Source organism: Alteromonas sp. 4NH20-0104 (genome assembly GCF_057547795.1).
Genome location: NZ_BAAJLP010000010.1, coordinates 65,675 through 82,265, shown reverse-complemented (window position 1 = coordinate 82,265; position 16,591 = coordinate 65,675). Strand labels below are relative to the sequence as shown.

The 16,591-nt window shown below is 50.3% G+C and carries 15 protein-coding genes; 13 read left to right on the top strand and 2 right to left on the bottom strand.

What is annotated here, in order from left to right:
* The first annotated feature begins 56 nt into the window (after window positions 1–56).
* The 10 genes from AC27IB_RS09325 (at window position 57) to AC27IB_RS09280 (ending at window position 13,755) form a co-directional block, all read left to right on the top strand.
* Window positions 57–1,187, top strand: coding sequence for a Gfo/Idh/MocA family protein (locus tag AC27IB_RS09325; protein WP_487120541.1), 1,131 nt, complete (start codon window positions 57–59; stop codon window positions 1,185–1,187).
* Between the two features lie 38 nt (window positions 1,188–1,225).
* On the top strand, window positions 1,226–2,284 hold the full coding sequence (locus AC27IB_RS09320) for a sugar phosphate isomerase/epimerase family protein (RefSeq protein ID WP_279320652.1): 1,059 nt from the start codon (window positions 1,226–1,228) through the stop codon (window positions 2,282–2,284).
* 58 nt (window positions 2,285–2,342) lie between these two features.
* Window positions 2,343–3,566 carry a nucleoside permease gene (locus AC27IB_RS09315; RefSeq protein ID WP_487120460.1) on the top strand — a complete coding sequence of 408 codons (1,224 nt, stop codon included), beginning with the start codon at window positions 2,343–2,345 and terminating at the stop codon, window positions 3,564–3,566.
* Window positions 3,559–4,479: a hydroxypyruvate isomerase family protein gene (locus AC27IB_RS09310; RefSeq protein WP_296049704.1), complete on the top strand. Its 921-nt coding sequence runs from the start codon at window positions 3,559–3,561 to the stop codon at window positions 4,477–4,479. Before AC27IB_RS09315 ends, AC27IB_RS09310 begins: the two co-directional genes overlap by 8 nt.
* Window positions 4,480–4,533: 54 nt before the next feature.
* A complete protein-coding gene (locus AC27IB_RS09305) occupies window positions 4,534–6,219 on the top strand; it encodes a GMC oxidoreductase (RefSeq protein ID WP_296049701.1) in 1,686 nt (561 codons plus the stop codon).
* Between the two features lies 1 nt (window position 6,220).
* Complete coding sequence (locus AC27IB_RS09300) at window positions 6,221–6,838, top strand: gluconate 2-dehydrogenase subunit 3 family protein (RefSeq protein WP_296049698.1); 618 nt, start codon at window positions 6,221–6,223, stop codon at window positions 6,836–6,838.
* A gap of 42 nt (window positions 6,839–6,880) precedes the next feature.
* Window positions 6,881–7,639, top strand: coding sequence for a 3-keto-disaccharide hydrolase (locus AC27IB_RS09295; RefSeq protein ID WP_296049695.1), 759 nt, complete (start codon window positions 6,881–6,883; stop codon window positions 7,637–7,639).
* A 74-nt stretch (window positions 7,640–7,713) separates the two neighbouring features.
* Window positions 7,714–8,589: a DMT family transporter gene (locus AC27IB_RS09290; RefSeq protein ID WP_487120457.1), complete on the top strand. Its 876-nt coding sequence runs from the start codon at window positions 7,714–7,716 to the stop codon at window positions 8,587–8,589.
* A 33-nt stretch (window positions 8,590–8,622) separates the two neighbouring features.
* Window positions 8,623–9,270: a LysE family translocator gene (locus AC27IB_RS09285; protein ID WP_296049686.1), complete on the top strand. Its 648-nt coding sequence runs from the start codon at window positions 8,623–8,625 to the stop codon at window positions 9,268–9,270.
* A gap of 156 nt (window positions 9,271–9,426) precedes the next feature.
* Window positions 9,427–13,755: a hypothetical protein gene (locus AC27IB_RS09280; RefSeq protein ID WP_487120455.1), complete on the top strand. Its 4,329-nt coding sequence runs from the start codon at window positions 9,427–9,429 to the stop codon at window positions 13,753–13,755.
* A gap of 5 nt (window positions 13,756–13,760) precedes the next feature.
* Here AC27IB_RS09280 and AC27IB_RS09275 read toward each other — a convergent pair whose 3' ends face one another.
* A complete protein-coding gene (locus tag AC27IB_RS09275; RefSeq protein WP_487120453.1) occupies window positions 13,761–14,480 on the bottom strand; it encodes an NAD(P)H-binding protein in 720 nt (239 codons plus the stop codon).
* A 201-nt stretch (window positions 14,481–14,681) separates the two neighbouring features.
* Between AC27IB_RS09275 and rpsF the strand changes: the two genes are divergently transcribed.
* From rpsF to rplI, 3 genes are read left to right on the top strand one after another with little or no spacing between them, the layout of a single operon-like run.
* Window positions 14,682–15,077: a 30S ribosomal protein S6 gene (gene rpsF / locus AC27IB_RS09270; protein ID WP_296048167.1), complete on the top strand. Its 396-nt coding sequence runs from the start codon at window positions 14,682–14,684 to the stop codon at window positions 15,075–15,077.
* Window positions 15,078–15,089: 12 nt separating this feature from the next.
* A complete protein-coding gene (gene rpsR / locus AC27IB_RS09265; protein ID WP_070178620.1) occupies window positions 15,090–15,317 on the top strand; it encodes a 30S ribosomal protein S18 in 228 nt (75 codons plus the stop codon).
* A 27-nt stretch (window positions 15,318–15,344) separates the two neighbouring features.
* The gene (gene rplI, locus AC27IB_RS09260; RefSeq protein WP_296048160.1) at window positions 15,345–15,797 is read left to right on the top strand and encodes a 50S ribosomal protein L9; all 453 of its coding nucleotides are present in this window, start codon (window positions 15,345–15,347) and stop codon (window positions 15,795–15,797) included.
* A 65-nt stretch (window positions 15,798–15,862) separates the two neighbouring features.
* Here rplI and AC27IB_RS09255 read toward each other — a convergent pair whose 3' ends face one another.
* Window positions 15,863–16,588: a 3TM-type holin gene (locus AC27IB_RS09255; RefSeq protein ID WP_296048156.1), complete on the bottom strand. Its 726-nt coding sequence runs from the start codon at window positions 16,586–16,588 to the stop codon at window positions 15,863–15,865.
* Window positions 16,589–16,591: the final 3 nt, after the last annotated feature.

The window sequence follows — 16,591 nt, the reverse complement described above, 5'->3', positions numbered from 1 at the left end:
CGAAAACTGCAAATCGAGGTTTGAACGTGGCAAAAACTGAGAAAATTCGTTTAGGCATGGTCGGCGGCGGCCAGGGTGCCTTTATTGGCGCGGTGCACCGTCATGCAGCCGGGCTGGATGGACATTACGAACTGGTGTGTGGCGCGTTTAGTCGCAACCCGGAAAATAACCTTGAAACAGCTGAATCGCTGAGTATTTCGGCGGACCGTGCTTATGACAGCTGGCAGGCGCTTATTGAACAAGAGTCGAAGCTGCCAGAAGAACAGCGCGTGCAGGTACTGGCAGTCGTGACGCCTAACCACTTACACGTGGAAGTTACCAAGGCTGCACTCGAGGCAGGCATTCATGTGTTCTGCGAAAAGCCACTGGCGATTTCCCTGGACGAAGCCAAAACACTCAAGTCAGTGTTACAGGAAAAGCCGGTATTACTTGGTCTGGCGCATACCTATATTGGTTACCCCATGGTATGGCAGGCGCGGCATATGGTGGCTAACGGTGAGCTGGGGAAAATCCGCAAAGTCTTTGTGGAGTATCCGCAGGGCTGGTTAAGCGAAGGTATCGAACTACAGGATAACAAACAGGCTGGCTGGCGTACCGATCCGAGCAAATCCGGCGGCAGTGGCTGTATGGGCGATATTGGTACCCATGCGCTGAACATGGCTGAATTTGTGTCTGGCGACAAGGTAACCAAACTGTGCGCCGACATGCATACTCACGTGGAAGGACGCCGTCTGGATGATGATGGTGCGGCACTGCTGCGCTTTGAAAACGGCGCATCTGGTGTGCTGATGGCAAGCCAGGTGTGTGCAGGTGAAGAAAACGGCCTGAAAATCCGTGTTTACGGTGAAAAAGGCGGCCTGGAATGGATGCAGATGAATCCCAATTCACTGCTTGTGCGCTCGCTGAGCGGTCCGATGGTGACCCTGCGCGCAGGTGGCGGAATGCCTGGCCTTTGTGAAGAAGCTAACGAACGCTGTCGTATTCCTGGTGGTCATCCGGAAGGATACCTGGAAGCCATGGGGAATCTGTATACCTTGTTTGCTAAAGCGGTACGTAGTGGTCAAACCGGTAAAGCCGATGGTGTGCCAGGTCTGGAAGACGGTTTACGCGGTAACGCGTTCATCGAAACCATGCTGGCGAGTACGGCCAGTGATGCCAAGTGGACCGATTTTTTCGACGCTGAATAACACGCACCTAATTAACGTATTAAGCAGGAGAGTAAACTATGTCTGCGATTAAAGGCCCGGCTATCTTTTTAGCCCAGTTTGTCAGTGATAAAGCGCCATTTAATAAACTGGATACCATTGTTAAGTGGGCGGCTGAGAATGGCTATAAAGGCATTCAGATGCCGACCGGCAACGACGATATTTTTAATTTAGAACTGGCGGCTAAAAGTCAGGACTACTGTGATGAAGTGATGGGCATTTGTCGCGATGCTGGCATTGAAATCACCGAACTTTCAACGCATCTGCAAGGTCAACTGGTGGCGGTGCATCCGGCTTACGATGAGCTGTTTGATAACTTTGCACCCAAACACCTCCATGGTAAACCGCAGGAACGCACGGAATGGGCGATTGAGCAATTAAAGTTTGCCGCTAAGGCAAGCGAACGGTTGGGACTGAAAGCTCATGCAACCTTTTCCGGTGCGTTGCTGTGGCACCTTGTTTATCCATGGCCACAGCGCCCGGCCGGTCTGGTAGAGCAAGGCTTTGCTGAACTGGCTAAACGCTGGAAGCCAATTCTGGATGCATTTGACGAAGCGGGTGTGGATGTGTGCTACGAAATTCACCCGGGTGAAGACCTGCACGACGGCGCAACCTTTGAGCGTTTCCTGAAAGCCGTGGATAACCATCCGCGTGCCAACATTCTGTTTGACCCCAGCCACTTTGTGCTGCAGCAACTGGATTACCTGGACTTTATCGACCGTTATCACGATCGCATCAAAATGTTCCACGTTAAGGATGCTGAGTTTAACCCTACCGGTCGTTCCGGCGTGTACGGCGGCTATGAGGACTGGAAGGAACGTCCCGGACGTTTCCGTTCACTGGGCGATGGCCAGGTTGATTTCAAATCTATCTTCAGCAAGCTGACCCAGTACGGGTTTGATGGCTGGGCAGTGCTGGAATGGGAATGCTGCCTGAAAGACTCCGCGCAGGGCGCCGCCGAGGGCGCGCCGTTTATTGCCAGCCATATCATTGAACCCACCAAGCATGCGTTTGATGATTTTGCCGGCGCTGAGGCGAGCGAAGAACGTAACCGCCGGATCCTGGGTTTAAAAGATTAATAACAACACGTAACTGGTACAAAAAGTACGGTCAGTACAGACATTTGGCGAGGAGCCTATGAACACAATAACAATACGTCTGAGTATTATGATGTTTCTCCAGTTTTTTATCTGGGGTGGTTGGTTTGTAACGCTGGGAACCTTTCTCGGCGGCACGCTCGGTGCGTCGGGCAGTGAAATCGGTATGGCGTTCTCAACCCAGTCATGGGGCGCGATCATTGCACCGTTCATCATTGGTCTGATTGCTGACCGGTTCTTTAATGCCGAGCGTATTCTGGGCATTCTGCACCTGGCGGGCGCTGCACTAATGTACATGATGTATATGTCTACCGACTTTGCCGGGTTTTACCCTTATGTACTGGGTTACATGATTGCATACATGCCAACGCTGGCACTGGTTAACTCGGTATCGTTCGGGCAAATGTCAGACCCGTCTAAAGAGTTTGGTAAAATTCGGGTGTGGGGCACCATCGGCTGGATTGTTGCTGGTCTGGTTATCAGCTACGTGTTCTCGTGGGATTCGCAGCAAGGTATTGCTGACGGCATGCTGCGTAACACCTTTATGCTGTGTGCAATTGCCTCGCTGGCACTGGGTATTTACAGCTTTACGCTGCCAGCCACACCACCGGCTGCTAAAGGTTCAGAAGCGTCCAGCCTGGGTCAGTTACTGGGCCTCGACGCGCTGGCAATGCTTAAAGATCGTAACTTCTTTGTGTTCTTTGCCTCAAGTGTGCTTATTTGTATCCCACTGGCTTTCTACTATCAGAATGCGAATCCGTTCCTGACTGAGATTGGAGTTGAGAATGCCACCGGAAAAATGACGCTGGGCCAGGTGTCAGAAGTCCTGTTTATGCTGGCGCTGCCGGTATTCCTCAACCGCTTTGGCATCAAAATGACGTTGTTACTGGGCATGGCTGCCTGGGTATTACGTTATGCATTTTTTGCCTTTGGCGATGCAGAGTCTGGATTGTTCATGCTGATTATTGGTATTGCCCTGCACGGTATCTGTTATGACTTCTTCTTTGTGTCAGGCCAAATCTACACTAATGCCAAAGCCGGCGACAAAGTAAAAAGTGCCGCTCAGGGGCTCATTACCCTGGCAACCTACGGTGTAGGGATGCTGGTGGGATTCTGGGTAGCCGGTCAAATTACCGATAACTATGCCGGAGACGCAGGCCACGCGTGGCAACAAATCTGGCTGTTCCCTGCGGCGTTCGCGGCAGTAGTGCTGGTGCTGTTCCTGTTAATCTTCAAAAAGGAAGAGGTTAAGGCTGATGCCTGATAAGCCAATGAATTCTGCTTTGTCGGACGCGCTCATCGCGCGTCGCGACCTGCTTAAAAAGCTGGTGCTCGGGGTAACCGGCGCCAGTCTCAGTTCGTCCGCGCTGGCGACTTTGCCAGAAGACATTGCAGGGTTAAAGCTGAAAGGGAATATTCATCATTCCGTGGCCCGCTGGACTTACGGCGAATTAACTATTGAAGAGCTGTGTATTGCGGCGAAAGCCATTGGCTTTAGTGCCATCGACCTGATTGGGCCTGCGGATTGGACAACGCTCAAAAAGTACGGCATCGACAGCTCTATGTGTAACGGTGCCGAACTCAACCTCGAAGACGGTTGGGCCGATCCGAAGTTCCATGACGAGCTGACAGAGCGCTACTTGAAGCATATCGATTTAGTCGCTGATGCCGGCTACCGTAACCTGATTTGCTTTAGTGGTAACAAACGCGGCGTAAGTCCTGAAGAGGGCCTGAAGCATGCCGTAAACGGTCTTAAACGCGTTATCGGACACGCAGAAAAGCGTGGCGTTATCCTGCAAATGGAGCTGTTTAACAGCAAGGTAGATCACCCGGATTACTTTGCCGATAATTCGGCCTGGGGGATTGCCCTCTGCCAGCAGCTCGGTTCAGCTAATTTTAAGCTGCTTTATGATATTTATCATATGCAAATTAGTGAAGGTGACATTATCCGCACGATTCAGGATAACCACGAGTACTTTGGTCACTATCACACTGCCGGCGTACCCGGCAGGCATGAAATAAACGATACTCAGGAGCTTTTTTATCCGGCGATTATCAAAGCAATTAATGCGACAGGCTTTAGCGGATATGTGGCTCAGGAATTTATACCAACCCCAAAAACCATTCAGGGTCAGATTGAATCGCTGCGCGAAGCTATTCTGATTTGTGATGTGTGATTGGGCAACACATAAGAGCGGTTAGAGACACTACACGATTTAAGGGGAGAAGTAATGGCAGATAATGTCTATGATGCAATCGTAGTTGGTTCAGGTATCAGCGGCGGTTGGGCAGCGAAAGAGCTGGCTGAAAAAGGGCTTAAGGTTCTGATGCTGGAGCGCGGTCGTAATATTGAACATATTAAAGACTATGTGAACGCCCACAATGAGGCGTGGAATTACCCGCACCGTGATCTGGCTACGCAGGAAATGAAAGAGCTTGAGCCGGTTATTAAGCGCGATTACCCACTCAATGAGTCCACCTATGGAATGTGGGAAAGTCACCAGACATCTCCTTATGTCGAAAAGAAACGCTTTGACTGGTATCGCGGCTATCACGTGGGCGGACGCTCACTGCTGTGGGGTCGTCAGAGTTATCGTCTTAACGAAGCTGATTTTATGGCCAATGCCAAAGAAGGCGTTGGGGTTGACTGGCCGATTCGCTACAGCGATATGGCGTCTTGGTACGATTATGTTGAGCGTTTTGCGGGTATCAGTGGAAGCCGGGATGGTTTGGATGTGTTGCCAGATGGCCAGTACCAGCCGCCAATTCCATTAAACGTAGTAGAAAAAGATCTCGCCAAACGATTGCAGAAAGCGTTTAAAGGTACCCGTCATATTATTAATGGCCGCAGTGCCAACATGACTGAACCCAAGCCTGAGCAGAACCGGGTAAACTGTCAGTACCGCAATAAGTGCTGGCTGGGTTGTCCGTTTGGTGGCTATTTCTCTACGCAGTCATCAACGCTACCAGTGGCGATGGCTACCGGCAACCTCACTGTACGTCCGTTCTCTATCGTGACCCGTGTGCTCTACGACAAAGACAAAAAGCGTGCAACGGGCGTTGAAATTCTCGACTCTGAGAATAACCAGACTTATGAATTCAAGAGTAAGATTGTGTTCCTCAATGCGTCAGCGCTGAACTCGGTGTGGATGCTGATGAACTCAGCCACCGATGTATGGGACGGCGGTCTGGGCAGCAGCAGCGGTGAGCTGGGCCATAACATTATGGATCACCACTTCCGCGTAGGGGCGTCGGCCGATATTGAAGGTTTTGACGATAAGTATTATTACGGACGTCGGCCGTCTGGTTTCTATATTCCGCGTTTCCGGAACTGGGGCGATGATAAACGTGATTATCTGCGTGGCTTTGGTTATCAGGGCGCTGCCAGCCGTCAGGGCTGGAACCGCAACGTGGCTGAAATGGGCATTGGCGCCGATCTGAAAAATACCCTGAGCGAGCCGGGTGGCTGGTCGATTGGTATGACGGCCTTTGGTGAAATGTTGCCAAACCACGACAATAAGGTTTACCTCAACAAAGCACAAAAAGACAAGTGGGGCTTACCCGTGCTGGAAATGGACGTTGAGATCAAAGAAAACGAATATGCCATGCGTAAAGACATGATGAATGACGCGGTGGAGATGTTTGAAAAAATGGGCCTCAAGAATGTTCAGGGCTACGACGCAGATTATGCGCCGGGTATGGGGATTCACGAAATGGGTGGTGCGCGCATGGGCCGCGATCCTAAGTCTTCAGTGCTGAACGCTCACAATCAGGTGTGGGATGCGCCCAACGTATTTGTCACCGACGGTGCTGCGATGACTTCGGCGTCCTGTGTTAACCCATCGTTGACTTACATGGCATTAACCGCCAGGGCTGCTAACTTTGCTGTTGAAGAATTGAAAAAGGGGAACATCTAAGATGGACAGACGCGACCTTCTTAAAATGATTGCGGCCTCTACCGGTGCTGCCTTTGTTGGCGGTAATGCGATGGCCTGGGGGTTAAAAGTGCCTGCCACCGACCCGGCAAAAGTGGGCCTGAGTAAAGATGATATCAGCCTGATGAGCGAAGTGGCGGAAACCATTATGCCACGAACTGACACCCCGGGCGCCAAAGATGCCCAGTGTGCACAAATGATGGCGGTGCTGGTAGCAGACTGCTATACGCCGGTTCAGCAACAGGCGTTCAAAGACGGCCTGCGTAAATTGAACCTGGTCAGTGATGAGCGTTTTGATATGCCGTTCCTGACCCTGAGCAATGCGCAGCGTTTTGAATTATTAAACGACCTCGACGCTCAGGCCAAAGAATATAATGCCGAGCGTAATTTGTGGGGCGCGGTAAATCAGCGTGCTAACAGTCGAGATGCGGACGATACCGATCCGTTACCGCACTACTTCACTATGTTTAAGCAGCTCACCCTGTTTACTTTCTTTACATCTGAAGTAGGTGCCACCAAGGTGCTGCGTTATGTGGGGATTCCGGGCAAATACGATGGCGATATGCCATACGAAAAAGGTGACAGAGCCTGGGCGACCTAATTGAAGGCCGTCGATATTTTGCCAAACAAGAGGACACAACTTATGCGTAAGAAAAGTATAGCAACCGTTGCTGGTCTGGCGCTGTTATCGCCAGCGTTGGCTGCCTGTGCTGCCCAGGAAGAAAAACTGGAGCCGTGGCAACAGGCACAGAAGACGGAAGTTTGGGAGCCCGTACCGGAAGTGGTTGAGACGCCGGTGGGTAAGGCCCCATCGGATGCCGTGGTATTATTTGACGGTACCGACCTGTCAGCCTGGGAGTCAGTGAAAGGCGGCGAGGCTGCCTGGACCCTTGGCGGCGATACCGTCACCGTGAAGCCTGGTCAGGGGAACATCCGAACCAAGCAGTCGTTCTGTGATGTGCAATTACACGTAGAATGGCGAGCGCCAAAACCTGAAGCGGGGATGGAAGGACAGTTACGCAATAACAGCGGTGTTTTTTTCCAGGAACGCTATGAAATTCAGGTGCTCGATTCTTACCAGAATAAAACCTATCCGAACGGACAGGCTGCATCGGTCTACAAGCAAACCATTCCACTGGCCAATGCCACCCGTCCACCAGGTGAATGGCAGGAGTACGACATAATCTTTACCGCACCAAAGTTCGACGGTGAAGCGCTTCAGTCGCCCGGCTATGTCACGGTTATTCATAATGGTGTAGTAGTACAAAACCATGTGGAAATTCAGGGCACGACTGAATGGATTGGCGCTCCCAAATATAAAGCCCATGGTTGTGCGCCTATCCAGTTACAGGATCACGATAACCTGGTGAGTTTCAGGAACATATGGCTGCGCGAACTCTAAGCTGTCAAACTAGCATTAAATAAAATACCCGGCTCTGCCGGGTATTTTTTTGCGGTAATTTATTGGAACTGATTATGATTGGCGAATTCGCCGCGTTGGCTGCGGCGCTCTGCTGGGCGGTGTCTGCCCGGTTATTTCAGATGCTGGGAAAGTCGTTTACCCCCCTGGCGCTCAATTTTTGGAAAGGGATGCTGTCTGCCGGATTGCTTCTGGCTGTGTCGGTGGTGTTTTTACCTCCCGTAGAAGCATCGGGTGCAGTTTGGGGCTGGTTGTTGCTAAGCGGCGTTATTGGTATTGGCCTGGGCGATACTTTTTTCTTTCAGGCGCTTAATAAAATCGGTGACGCTCAATCTATCCTGATTGCAGAAACACTGGCACCGGTATTAACCGCGTTACTGGCCATGGCATGGATTGACGAATGGCTGAGCTGGCAGCAGTGGCTGGCGGTGGCGCTGGTGATCATCTGCGTGGACGTAATTGTGAAAACCCACAAGCGCGCGGCGTTAACCTTATTTTCGCCAACCGGTTATGTTTATGCTGCGCTGGCAGCGCTTTGCCAGGCCGTCGGGGCTGTCATTAGTCGCGATGTGCTGACTTCCTTTGAGATTGATGCCTTTAACGCCAGTCTTATCCGGCTGCTGGGCGGCCTGCTGATTATTTGTTTGCTGATGGTGTTTACCAGACAGCGCTGGTTGCCTACAACCACTGATAAGGGCATAACCTGGCGACTGTTTACACTCGCAGTGTTTATCGGCACCTTTATGGCGCTGACCTTACAAATGCTGGCGTTCAGTTATACCAAAGCGGCCATTGCCCAAACCCTGCTGGCAGCCAGTGTGTTACTTTCTCTGGGCATTGGCTGGATGCTTGGCGACAGACTAAGCCGTAATGTTTCGGTCTGGTCTGCGCTGGCGGTTGCCGGGATTGCCATGTTGGTGTGGCTGGAGTAGCATATTCTTATTACTGTTAGGCCAGAGTACATCATGTTTGACGTTATCAATGTTATCCCGTTTATCTTCGCCTGCCTGTTACTAAACATTCTGCCCGGGCCGGATTCGTTATACATCATTGCTCGCAGCGCTACTCAGGGCGCTCGCGCCGGGGTGGTGGCCTTGCTGGGGATCATGTCGGGTGTCAGCGTGCATATTGTGGCAGCAGCGCTGGGGCTTAGTGCTTTGCTGGCCACTTCGGCCTGGGCATTTACGGTGATTAAGGTGGCGGGGTGCGCTTACCTGTTATACCTTGGCTTTTCTATGCTAATGGCAAAACGACCACAGCAAGACGGCGCTGAGGCAGAACAAAACCTGGAGTTACCTCGTACCGCCAGTTTGCAGCGAATATTTGCCGGTGGTTTTTTAACCAATGTGTTAAACCCCAAGGTGGCGCTTTTTTTTCTGGCTTTCGTACCACAGTTTATTCCTGCAGAGGTGGCCGATAAAACCGGTATGTTTCTGGCTCTGGGCGGCATATTTACGCTGACCGGGACGTCCTGGTGTTTGCTCCTGGTTATTGGAACGGTGTGGCTCCGTAAGCGTCTGTCGGGCGTTGGCCGCTTAAGCTTCTGGTTAAATAAGGCGGCGGGCGGCCTGTTTGTGTACTTTGCCGTGAAACTGGGACTGGCCAGTGCCTGATAACGCTGGCTAATCGAATCGTTTTGGTTGATCATAAACGCCGCCGGCGCTATGCTCTGGCTAAATAATGTACAATCAACATAACTAAATTATAACGTTTGATGGTTACTGCTGTTCGCTAGCGATTGGGTGTAACGTTATATAAGCCGGACGCTTATGACGCCATTCAAACGCAACCTTTCCAAGCTACTGTTTATCGCGCTGGTGCTGGCGCTCGGCACTATCATTTCCGGCGTCATTTATTATTTCAAAATGGATAGTAACGAGGATACCCTCAACACGTTGCTGTTTCGCGAACTCAAACAAATAGAAGGCACGCTCCACCGTAGTTTCGACAAGGTTAAAGTCACGTCTCAGTATATCCTTGCCGATGACAATGACCAGCAACAGTGTGATGTTAACCAGGATGTGTTGAAAACAGCCATCGAAAAACTCTCTGTTTCAGACGACCTGGCCGCCATTCAGGTGGAAGAAAAAGTCACGGTTTCCGCACCGCCGTCATCCTCCTATGCACTGTCGTTTGAGCCATTCGACCAGGCCAATTTTATTAGTTACAAAGCCTGTGAGGCCCCGAACACTAAGAGCGCTTATTTTAAACTTCATTTGTCGGGTAAAGTCAGTGATTCTTTAGGCCAGCGGGTCGCACGCTTTCAGACAGTCGCTCTGGTTGATGGAAATGGCAATGTGCTATCAGTGGTTAATCATGCATCGCAGTTAAGTGACGAAACCGAACTGCTGATCAAACGCATTACCCATTTACACCCATCCACACAGTCAGCTACAGCTGAGGCAACCCCGGCTAATATGGTGATTGAAGGGACGAATTTTATAGATACCCAGGTGAGCGATATCGACTTCAGAGTGTACGTGCACCCGGTAATGGAAACCGCCTTAACGGTGGCAGGGCAGGAGCTGTATCTGGTTGGGGTGATAGAAAAAAGCGCGATCAATCAACAGAAACTAAAGTTGTCTCCCACGCTGCTCATGTGGCTGATTTTAGGCCTGCTATTTTTAATCGCCATCACTCCCCTTATTAAACTGCGCTATATCAGTACTACCCATGCCATCGCCAGGGGCGACAAAAGCCAGATAATACTCGGTATGACGATAGCCATTGGTATTGTCACTATAGGGTTAATTCAGGAGTTGTTTTTTAATTATTTTGCGGAGGTAAAAGCCCGGCAACTGCATTTGATGCATCGCGAAATCAGTCATGACTTTGTGGAAGAAGTGAGCACTGTGCTAGACATTGTGGAACAGGCTACCGATGACAAGTGTACACGTCATCGCCCCGCCAATGGCGAGTCTGGTGTGTATGACAATCAAATTTGTGAGGGCCCCTTGACTGCTGAGAGTCATCCCTCACCAGGCGCTCTGGCACACAAGCGAATTGTAGAAACGGTGGCGGTAATCGATGCAAATGGCACGGTGAGTACCGACTATCCTGTGCTGTATAGCTCGGAGCATCTGGTCTTCGAGCAAACCATCAACCTGGCTAGGCGAAACTATGTGAAAGCCGGTCTGGCTGGTCAGTTCTGGCAGTTGTCTCACTCAGACGATGGCAGGATGTCGCGGTTTTTCATCCAGCGGGTGTTTAACATTGAAGACGGCCGTAAAAATGCCATGTTGTCGATCCCGTTTGCAGCAGGTAAATTTGATGATGAACCGGCGCCATACAGTGTGGAAGCGTACAGTCAGTTCCGGCTGGCCCAGACTTTTTCGAGCTATCAGAAAAAAGGCTTCCAAAAGCCGCTCCAGCAAAGTGCCAATGCTGAGCCAAAGTTAATTATTGCCGGCACCCGGTTGGGTAGTCTGGTTGACCGGGTGATGCCTAATAATTTTGGGTTTGCAGTGATAGACGAAGACGGCAACGTGTTGTTTCACAGTGATGATTCGCTGAGCCTGATTGAAAACTTTTTCACTGAGACGAACCGTAATCCGGAACTGCTGGTGGCGGCCGAACATAATCAAATACGCTCACCCACGTTAATGCAGCTCGATTATAAGGGTAGTCCTCACACGGTTCTGATTGGCGCAATGACAGCAACCGGTACTGAAGCCGCCACGGTTAATAGTATTCCCTGGCGACTGGCCGTTTTTTTTAACCCCGAGGCGCTGCAAACCAATAATATGATCCTGGTGTTTCTGGCGGTCTTCTTATTTCTGCTGGTTGTTATTCCGGCATTTATAGTGTTGCGTTACGGCATTGTTCAGCGCTTCTGGCAGGAGTTGGCCTATTTTGATGAAAAGCATATCAAGCGCTATAAAACCTATGCGCTGATTCTGTTTGCTACCGGGCTGGGTATTCAGTACCAGACCGGGGTTATTCTGCCCTTTACCAGCCGCATGGTTATGTGGGCTGGTAGTTGCACATTGGTGGCGATATTTTTAACCCGTATGTTTCGGGTGAACACCACACATTATGCTTTATGGAAACGCCCGATAACTGGCTTTGTTGCCATCACGGCATTACTGTTTATTGTTGATATGCTTAATCAGTCTGGTGTTCAGCGAGAGCTAATACCGGTTAATCAGGTATTTGCCTTAGCTGGACTGGTTTTAATTGCCGCCGCAGTGGAAGCCTTTCGGGTGTGGGGTAAGCCGCAGGACCTCATCCGTTGTCGCCGTCGCGATAGCCGATCGGTCGAGAAGCGCCGCTATACAACAGGTTATCTGTGGTACCTGAGTGGCTTGCTGTATTTAGCCGCGGTGGTTCCCGCGTCGTTAGTTGCTTATACCGCCCATGATTATTTGCTGCAGCGCCAGGCGAGTTTTGAAGCTAGTCATATTAAACAAAGTATGCTGACTCATCAGTTTGGCTACGAGGACTATTTAAGTTTCCTTAATGCCAGGCCGTGTTCGCCATCGGCTTCTGTGTTTCCGTGTTCAATGGCGGCAGGATATCGTCTGGCGGAACTCACCAGTAGTTTTTATCCTGACCTAATACAAACGTCTTCTGTGGCTGATTGCGAGCTGTTTTGTAATAAATGGGTGCTGATAAACCGCGATCCTGACGATATGCCCTCCAGGCCGGATAGCTTTTTTAACCAGATGTTCAGTATTACGCCCAGTCAAACCGAGTTTGTCAGTCATTTAACCTTTGCCGCCAAACAGGATCTTTCTAGTGTAACGGCAGCGTTGCATGGGACCGATTTGGGCTACCGGGCCGATCTGCTTATGCTTGCCGCGGTGCGAGAAGGCAGTGGGCCGTTAATTGCGCTGATTATGTTTTTGGCGGTGCCATTTGGCATTTATCTGGCGGCCAGACAATTGCTCGTGCAGCGCCTGATGGGAGAGCACTTGCAGGACCAGTTCAGGATATTGCCCGGCTGTTCGGCTCAGGCGAAGTTTGCCGAAACGTTTCCTTCGATCACTGCCGGCCAGGAGGGTTCACAAACGCCGTCTTATCTGGTACTCAACGCCACCCGTTTGCAGGCAGAAAAAGCACTGAACCAACAAACTGATGCGCTCTTTCAAAGGCGCGTATTCCGCTTACCGGAGTGCCTTAGCGGTAGCGATAATGGCCACTATTTTTTGGCGGAAGTCGAACAAGCCGTTAATTCTGCAATGCGTCAGCCACTTGTTGTGGCAATTTCGGCGGTTGAACAAGTGAGTGGCGATGAGACATTACGTAAGCAATCACTGGGCTTTCTCTACACTTTGCATAATCAGCGCGGCGTAACCTTGGTGATTGTGGCCGAAACGGCTCCGTTGTACCGGTTACTAAATCCCTCAGCCTATGACAATGAGGAAACTGAAAAAGCGTTGTTAAGCGATGAAAAGGCTGGCTGGAGTAAACTTTTCTCTGAACTGACAAAACGCTACGCGTGGTCACCGGTGCAAAAACGGCGCCTGAGTAATCCTTTCGATGTGAACTTACTGGTTGAGTTTGAATGCCAGGCATGGCCTGAAATCAACCCCCTGAAAGATTGTCTGGACCAGCAAACGGAGCGTTTCAGAATCATTGCCGGCGATGACTGCAGCCAGACACTGAGTAATCAGCGGGTAGATTTTTGGGAGCCGGAACAGGTCGTTGAATTTATGCTTGAACATGCCGGCGCCCTGTACCGACGAAAATGGGAGGAGTGTACTCGCCAGGAGAAGCTTATTTTATGGAAGCTGGCTAACGGTGCCAGTATTAATCCTGCCAATGCGGTTATTATTGAGCGTCTGGTAAGACGGGGATATCTGTTTAGGGATAAGGGCTGGAGCATCATTAATGATAGCTTCAGGCAATTTATTTTAAGTGCTGAAAATGAAGCAGTAATAGGTTACTGGTTAGACAACGCCAACAGCGGCGCCTGGAGCGTATTGCGTATTCCTGTCTTTGCACTGTTGCTGGTACTGCTGGTGATCTTTGTTTATTCCAGCGGCAGCTCCCTGAATACGTTGTTAAGCGTGGCAACTGCCGCATTAGGCCTTATACCATTATTACTCAAGAACCTCTCATTGCTTAAAGGCGGAGTAACTTCTGATATTGAATGAATCGGTCAGGATGTGGTGAGCAGACGTTGAACTGCGTCGTTCAGGTGTTCATCGCCGTCGGTAAGCTCGATGATCTGGCGGCGTATAGTGGGTTTGGCAATAAGCGCTGCCAGTGTATTTGCCACATTACCGCGTTTAACTGAGCCATAGGTGAGCGAATAGTCGAGACTCACTTTATCATCAGCCTCTTCATCGAGCAGCGTGCCCGGGCGCAGGATTATCCAATCCAGCGATGATTTTACCAGGCGGGCATCGGCTGCTTTTTTCACCTGCATGTAATGCTCAAAGCCTTCTCCCAAACCTTTAGTGCGGCCGGCTTCAGGGAATGCTGAGACCAGGTAGAAACGCTGAATGCCCAGCTCTTCAACAAGTTCAGCTAACAATGCCGGGGTGTCGCCGTCGATTTTGCTGGTGCGGTCTTTGCCGCTGCCCGCTGCGCCCGCTGAGAAGACTATGATTTCCTGATCCTTCAGAAGCGCTATGTAGTCGTCCCTGGAAAGCGTCATCATATCGCCTTCAATGGGAGTGGCGCCTTGTTGCCTGAGCGAATCGGCCTGTTCAGGCTTTCGGTGTAACGCCGTTACCTGATGCCCCTGTTCGACTAGCTGGGGAAGAAGTCGATGGCCAACACCACCGGTTGCACCAATAAAAAATACGCGACTAATAATACCTCCTTGGTTGGAAATTAATGCCACAGAATAAGTAGTGGGGATAGTCCTGAGCAATTTCTACCGCCTGAGTGTGAATTAGGATTAACAGGCAATTCTGACAGAGAATTGTTCAAGGCAAAGATAGTCGTTGAATAAAGCTTGTGCAGTGATGAGAAGCTCTATATAATGCGCGCCCTTACAGCCACCCAAATTAAGTTCCTTGTCTCCATGCAGAAGGCTGTACTGCGCGAGGCTACAACCGTAAGGAGCGTTTAAATGCGTCATTACGAAATCGTTTTTATGGTTCACCCTGATCAGAGTGAACAAGTTCCTGGTATGATCGAGCGTTATACCACAATCCTGAAAGCAGATGGCGGACAAATCCATCGCTTGGAAGATTGGGGCCGTCGTCAACTGGCTTACCCAATCGAAAAACTGCACAAAGCACATTATGTTCTTATCAACGCTGAAGCTACTGCTGAAGCTGTTGCTGAACTGGAAACTGCTTTCCGTTTCAACGATGTTATCCTGCGTAACATGGTTATGCGTACCAAAGGTGCGGTAACTGAAGCTTCTCCTATGATGAAGGAAGAGCGTCGCGAGCGTCGTGAAGATTCTGCCCCACGTGGTGAGCGTGCAGAAAAACCTGCAGCTGCATCAAGCGAAGAATAAGGAGAATTAATCATGGCTCGTTTTTTCAGACGTCGTAAATTCTGCCGTTTCTCTGCAGAAGGTGTTGTTGAAATTGATTACAAAGATATCGCTACGTTAAAGAACTACGTAACTGAAAGCGGTAAAATTGTACCTAGCCGTATTACCGGCACCAGCGCTAAATACCAGCGCCAACTGTCTAGTGCTATTAAGCGTGCACGTTTTCTTGCACTGCTTCCGTACACTGACTCTCATAAGTAATTTGGCGAAGAATAAGGGGTAGCATCGATGGAAATCATTCTACTGGATAAAATCGCCAACTTAGGCGGTCTGGGTGACACTGTCACTGTTAAAGCTGGTTTTGCACGTAACTTCCTTTTCCCACAAGGTAAAGCGGTTCCTGCAACGAAAGCAAACGTTGAAAAATTTGAAGCGCGCCGCGCAGAGCTGGAAGCGAAAATCGCTGAACAGCTGGCTGCTGCACAAGCGCGTGCCGACAAAGTTACTGAGCTGGGCGAAGTAACTATTGCTGCACCAGCGGGTGAAGAAGGCAAACTGTTCGGTTCTGTTGGTACTCAGGATATCGCTGATGCGATTACTGCAGCCGGCGTAGAAGTAGCGAAAGCAGAAGTTAAACTGCCTACCGGTACCCTGCGTGAAACTGGCGAGTACGACATCGACCTGCAATTACACTCTGACGTAATGGCTACTGCTAAAGTAGTTATCATCGCTCAGGCGTAAGCGCTAAGTGATTTAAAGAAAACCGCGCTCCGGCGCGGTTTTTTTATGTCTGCAATACCCCGCTGCTAGCGTCGTCCCAGTTTTCGGGGGCCAAACCGGCGCCGCGATATTACCTGTTGTTCATCTTCCTGCTGCATCTCGGCAATTTTAGCTTTCAAAGCCACGGTGCTTTGGTTGTTTTCTGCTTCCGCCGCGCCGTCTTCCTTAACATGAATGAGTGCGGCCTCGACCACGGGGTTTACCTGATTAGCCCGGGAGGTATCAAAATCTGACTGTTTGGCCACGCTATCGCCAAACACTTTATCGGGCTCATCGTTGTTCATCTCCAGCTTTCTGAATTCCGCTTTGGTTTCAATGAGTGCTTTCACCGCCTGGGCCTGGGTTTCGCTAAATTTAAACTGCTGACTTTTAAGCTGCATTCTGCCACCAAAGTAGAAGGCGATGATCACGCTCAGCAGGGTCCAGTAACCATCCGGAATAGAACTCAGTGCCAGCGTAATCTCGGCAAGGTGAGTGGGGGAAATATAAGCAATCACAAAAATAAACAGGATCAGCGACACTATCATTGGCCGGATAAGGCGGTTGAATGCGTCGGCAAGTGAGTCGGCCCAGGTCCGGTTTTGACGGGCGTTAAACTCTGCCTGATAGGTTTTTAATAACGCCATCTGTTCATCAGCCGAGCGCTGTGCCTCTTTTTCTTTATTGGTGGTAAAAACGCCGGCTACCGTTTCCACGCCTTTTGAAACGGAATCGGTAATCGCCGAGATAGGATTTTCAAAAAGTTTGCTCATAGG

Excerpts from the sequence above, each read along its gene's own strand:
- rplI (WP_296048160.1), top strand. The coding sequence starts at position 15,345 with ATGGAAATCATTCTACTGGATAAAATCGCCAACTTAGGCGGTCTGGGT.
- AC27IB_RS09315 (WP_487120460.1), top strand. The coding sequence starts at position 2,343 with ATGAACACAATAACAATACGTCTGAGTATTATGATGTTTCTCCAGTTT.
- AC27IB_RS09310 (WP_296049704.1), top strand. The coding sequence starts at position 3,559 with ATGCCTGATAAGCCAATGAATTCTGCTTTGTCGGACGCGCTCATCGCG.
- rpsF (WP_296048167.1), top strand. The coding sequence starts at position 14,682 with ATGCGTCATTACGAAATCGTTTTTATGGTTCACCCTGATCAGAGTGAA.
- AC27IB_RS09300 (WP_296049698.1), top strand. The coding sequence starts at position 6,221 with ATGGACAGACGCGACCTTCTTAAAATGATTGCGGCCTCTACCGGTGCT.
- AC27IB_RS09320 (WP_279320652.1), top strand. The coding sequence starts at position 1,226 with ATGTCTGCGATTAAAGGCCCGGCTATCTTTTTAGCCCAGTTTGTCAGT.
- AC27IB_RS09255 (WP_296048156.1), bottom strand. The coding sequence starts at position 16,588 with ATGAGCAAACTTTTTGAAAATCCTATCTCGGCGATTACCGATTCCGTT.
- AC27IB_RS09325 (WP_487120541.1), top strand. The coding sequence starts at position 57 with ATGGTCGGCGGCGGCCAGGGTGCCTTTATTGGCGCGGTGCACCGTCAT.
- AC27IB_RS09295 (WP_296049695.1), top strand. The coding sequence starts at position 6,881 with ATGCGTAAGAAAAGTATAGCAACCGTTGCTGGTCTGGCGCTGTTATCG.
- AC27IB_RS09285 (WP_296049686.1), top strand. The coding sequence starts at position 8,623 with ATGTTTGACGTTATCAATGTTATCCCGTTTATCTTCGCCTGCCTGTTA.
- rpsR (WP_070178620.1), top strand. The coding sequence starts at position 15,090 with ATGGCTCGTTTTTTCAGACGTCGTAAATTCTGCCGTTTCTCTGCAGAA.
- AC27IB_RS09290 (WP_487120457.1), top strand. The coding sequence starts at position 7,714 with ATGATTGGCGAATTCGCCGCGTTGGCTGCGGCGCTCTGCTGGGCGGTG.
- AC27IB_RS09280 (WP_487120455.1), top strand. The coding sequence starts at position 9,427 with ATGACGCCATTCAAACGCAACCTTTCCAAGCTACTGTTTATCGCGCTG.
- AC27IB_RS09305 (WP_296049701.1), top strand. The coding sequence starts at position 4,534 with ATGGCAGATAATGTCTATGATGCAATCGTAGTTGGTTCAGGTATCAGC.